The sequence below is a fragment of the Escherichia sp. KCJ4928 genome (assembly GCF_004352695.1).
GTDB lineage: Bacteria > Pseudomonadota > Gammaproteobacteria > Enterobacterales > Enterobacteriaceae > ECMA0423.
Genome location: NZ_SJWV01000250.1, coordinates 1 through 4,245 on the forward strand (window position 1 = coordinate 1; position 4,245 = coordinate 4,245).

The window sequence follows — 4,245 nt, forward strand, 5'->3', positions numbered from 1 at the left end:
TTAATGAGGATGTCGATAAAAAAGAATAAAAAAACCGGAGCCAAATATTCATTCGACTCCGGTTTATTATTACAAAAGATGATTACGCTACGTCTTCGTACTGCGGAACCGGGTTACGGAAACTCTTGGTGACGCAAGCCAGGTAAATCAGACCGATAGCCGCCCAGATCAGACCCAGAACCATTGAGCTTTCTTCCAGGTTAACCCACAGCGCACCAACGGTCAGCGCACCACACATCGGCAGGAACAGATACTGGAAGTGATCTTTCAGCGTCTTATTACGCTTCTCACGGATCCAGAACTGCGAGATGACCGACAGGTTAACGAAGGTGAACGCCACCAACGCACCAAAGTTAATCAGCGCTGTAGCCATTACCAGGTCGAAGTTGATTGCCAGCAGGGCAATCGCGCCAACCAGGATGATGTTCATCGCCGGAGTACGCCATTTCGGGTGTACATAACCGAAGAAGCTTTTCGGGAATACGCCGTCACGACCCATTACGTACATCAGACGCGCTACGCCTGCATGCGCCGCCATACCGGACGCCAGTACGGTAATGGTGGAGAAGATCAGCGCGCCAACCTGGAACGCTTTACCCGCAACGTACAGCATGATTTCAGGCTGTGACGCATCCGGATCTTTAAAGCGAGAGATATCCGGGAAGTACAGCTGCAGGAAGTAAGTTGCAAAGATAAAGATCATGCCGCCAATCAGCGCGGTCAGGAAAATCGCACGCGGGATTACGCGCTCTGCATCTTTGGTTTCTTCCGACAGGTTGCTGATGCCGTCAAAGCCGGTAAAGGAGAAGCACAGGATTGTCGCCCCGGTAATCATCGGGATAACATGCGCATCGCCAGACCAGAACGGACGAGTGCTCGCCAGCGTACCAGCGCCTTCACCTTCAAATACGCCATAAACAACCATGCCCAGAATCACCGCGATCAGCACTACCTGCAACACGACAATTACAGTGTTGAAGTTCGCTACGGATTTCAGACTACGCAGGTTAAAGGCGGTCATAAAGGCCACCAGCGCCACCACAAACATCCACGATGGGATGGAAGGCACCAGAGCTTCAAAATAGATTTTCGCCAGCAGAATGTTGATCATCGGCGCGAACAGATAGTCGAGCAGAGAAGACCAACCCACCATAAAGCCGACAGTCGGGCTAATGGATTTCTGGGCGTAAGTATATGCAGAGCCAGCAGAAGGATAGCGGCGAACCAGCTTCCCGTAGCTCAGAGCCGTAAACAGGATCGCAATCAATGCGAACGCATAGGCTGTCGGCACATGACCATCCGTGAGGCCTGAAACGATACCAAAAGTATCAAACAGCGTCATCGGCTGCATATAGGCAAGACCCATCATTACAACCGGAACTAACGTAAGCGTTTTACGCAATTCCACGCGAGAGGTGTTTGGAGTAACGTTATGCGACATGGTCATTCTCCTTTACGGTGATAACCGTCGCGTAAGCAAAAAATTGCCCCATTTTTTTGGATTCCTCAGCGACAACAACTGTCGATTTTTAGTAAATATCTATCCGGTACGAAGCCCGGCCTCTTGGTATGAATGATTGGTTTGAAGCAAAAAATAACCGACGCTGATGAAACGTCGGTTTTTAGTCATTTTTTGACAGCGGCGCATTGTGCCTAAATGGGGGGGAAATGACAAGAGAATGAGAGGCTTGTCATAATAATTTTTCTTTAAATGGCTGATTTTCCGTCATCAGATTTTGCATAAACACCGGCGATCGCACTATTTGCTAAAATTTCATCCCGCCACCAGCCGCTGGCAAGCCCTGCGGTCTGTTCATTCCAGCCAATCCAGACGGGTTCAAAGAGAGTTTGGGCGACCACTTTCTTCTCGATTAACGCGCCACTATCGAGAAAACGTTGCGCCAGATAACGGGGTAAATAGCCGCAGCCGAGGCCGCTAATTTGCAGCTCCAGCTTGGTTTTAAAATCGAAAACGGTAATGGCTTCTTGTTCGTCGAGAAGTTGTGAGGCCGTAGAAGCGCCGGCCTGCGCAGTGTCCCCCACCACAATCGCCCGATATCGTTTAATGATACGACGGTTTAACGGTTCTTCTTCCTGGGCTAGCGGATGATGAGGCGCGACCGCAAAGACTTGCTCCAAATCGCCCAACCGCGAGAAACCAAACTCACTGGAAGTTGGTGGCTCATGCATCGCGCCAACAATAATATCCGCTCGCCCCTGAGTCAGGGCATCCCAGGAACCACCGAGTACGCCATTGATAAACTTCAGGCGCGTCACGCTATGATGTTGATAAAAAGCTTCAATCAGTGGCGCAAGCAGAGAAAAAGGAAACGTGTCGTCCACGCCAATCACCAGTTCGTTTTCCCAGCCTTCATGCAGTTTGATCGCCTGCTTTTCCAGTTCTCGCACGGTATGCAGAACTTCCCGCCCCTTCTCTAATAACATTTTTCCGGTGCGGGTGAATTTAGCGCGGTGACCGCTACGATCAAGCAATTGAATATTAAGGTCGCTTTCCAGCTTGTGAACGGTGTAACTCAGAGCGGACGGCGTCTTATAGAGTTTGGCCGACGCCGCCGCAAAACTGCCTTCTTTTTCTAAGGCATCGAGGATCATCAACACATCCAGCAGTGGTTTCATACACGCCCCCTTGCAGTGCATGCGGCGTCCTGCTGGCGTGATCGTTTACTCCAGCGGCATTACCAGCGGATCGGGATACTGGTATTCAAATCCCAGTTCATTACAAATCCGACTGCCATCAATAATCTTACCTTTGCCGCTGTCCAGACTATTTCTGAACTGCGGAGGCTCCAGCCCCAGTAAACGGGCCATCTGCGGATAGAAAACATTACGCGCAGGGTGAGCTGGCGCACATATATTATAGATGTGTCCGCCTTTAGGTGCCTGTAACAACAGAGTGATAGCGCCAATAACATCTTCTAAATGGACTAAATTAACACCATGTTCACCATCAGGCGCGGTTTTTCCGGCAAAGAAGCGTCCGGGATGACGTCCCGGTCCGACCAGCCCCGCAAGACGCAGAATATCGACCGAAGTACCGGGTAAATTGTGCAGCCAGTCTTCGAGTTCTTCTAATACTCGTCCACTGTTGGTTACCGGATTACGCGGGGTAGTTTCTTTCACCGTGCCTTGCGCGTCGCCATAGACAGATGTTGAGCTGGTAAAAATAATGCGGGGAATACGATGGGCCAGCGCGCTATCCACTAACTCTTGTACCGCTTGTAAATAGAACTCATCGCCGGGGCCGCTACGACGTGCCGGAAGCGTAATGACCAGCGCATCGACATCCATCAGGGCATCCAGATCGTCAGAATCGCAAACTAACTCAGGCTCCATGCGAAGCAGATAGCTATCAATGCCACTCATTCGGGCCGCTTCGACACCATCTTGTGTGGTTTTACTCCCGGTGACTTGCCAGCCTCGCGCTGAAAGTGACATCGCCAGCGGCATGCCTAACCACCCTAACCCGACAATTGCGACCTTTTTCATCCGTTATCTCCTGATACACCTTAGATCTATAAGGCTACGCTAGCGTATCAAAACTGACAATTCATTCTATGAATGAATCTGTTCAATAATGATAACGACATGCTGCAATGAGCAGTGAATCGTCGGTAACCGCGTATACCAGACGGTGCTCCTCTGTAATGCGTCGGGACCAGAAACCTGACAAATTATGTTTCAGGGGTTCTGGCTTCCCCTTACCTTCAAATGGCGTTCTGCGGGTATCTTTGATAAGTTCATTGATCTTTTTAACAATTCGCTTATCTGTTTCCTGCCAGTACAGATAATCATCCCATGATTCCTCAGACCAGATTAGTTTCACTCAATAATGTCCTTTTCTGTTCCTTTGCCTGATTTCAGGCTATCGATTGAGTCCATCAATCTCCGGGCGTTAGCGGGGGAGCGCAGTAGATAAGCCGTCTCTTCCAGCGAGTTGTATTCTTCGAGTGACATCAGAACACAAGCCTCTCCATTCTGACGAGTAATAAGGATCGGGGCATGATCTTCAACGGCTTTCATCATTGTTGCCGACAAATTCTGACGCGCTTCGCTGTAGCTAATTGTACGCATGTCAATCTCCTCTTTTGTACAGTTCATTGTACAATGATGGGCGTTAATTAACTATTTATTAATTAGTTTGTAGATCAAGGTATTGTCAGTGAGACGAAAATCCAGGCTTCGCTATTTTTGGTGCCGTCAGCTTAGAGGACAGTCCTCTTAGCC

General features: G+C 49.5%; 6 protein-coding genes. All 6 read right to left on the minus strand.

What is annotated here, in order from left to right:
- Positions 1-82 precede the first annotated feature (82 nt).
- Complete coding sequence (plaP, locus tag E0D98_RS21635; RefSeq protein WP_000019197.1) at positions 83-1,441, minus strand: putrescine/proton symporter PlaP; 1,359 nt, start codon at positions 1,439-1,441, stop codon at positions 83-85.
- Positions 1,431-1,493 (minus strand): membrane protein YoeI, encoded by a 63-nt coding sequence (gene yoeI, locus E0D98_RS21640; protein ID WP_010723108.1) that lies wholly within the window; start codon positions 1,491-1,493, stop codon positions 1,431-1,433. The genes plaP and yoeI overlap by 11 nt, the downstream gene beginning before the upstream one ends.
- A 214-nt stretch (positions 1,494-1,707) precedes the next feature.
- A complete protein-coding gene (locus E0D98_RS21645) occupies positions 1,708-2,637 on the minus strand; it encodes a LysR substrate-binding domain-containing protein (protein WP_000803370.1) in 930 nt (309 codons plus the stop codon).
- Positions 2,638-2,682: 45 nt separating this feature from the next.
- Entirely contained in the window at positions 2,683-3,507 is an 825-nt protein-coding gene (locus E0D98_RS21650) for an SDR family oxidoreductase (RefSeq protein WP_000754758.1), read from the minus strand.
- Positions 3,508-3,589: 82 nt separating this feature from the next.
- The gene (gene yoeB, locus E0D98_RS21655) at positions 3,590-3,844 is read right to left on the minus strand and encodes a type II toxin-antitoxin system mRNA interferase toxin YoeB (RefSeq protein WP_000767829.1); all 255 of its coding nucleotides are present in this window, start codon (positions 3,842-3,844) and stop codon (positions 3,590-3,592) included.
- Positions 3,841-4,092 (minus strand): YoeB-YefM toxin-antitoxin system antitoxin YefM, encoded by a 252-nt coding sequence (gene yefM / locus E0D98_RS21660; protein WP_001259255.1) that lies wholly within the window; start codon positions 4,090-4,092, stop codon positions 3,841-3,843. The genes yoeB and yefM overlap by 4 nt, the downstream gene beginning before the upstream one ends.
- Positions 4,093-4,245: the final 153 nt, after the last annotated feature.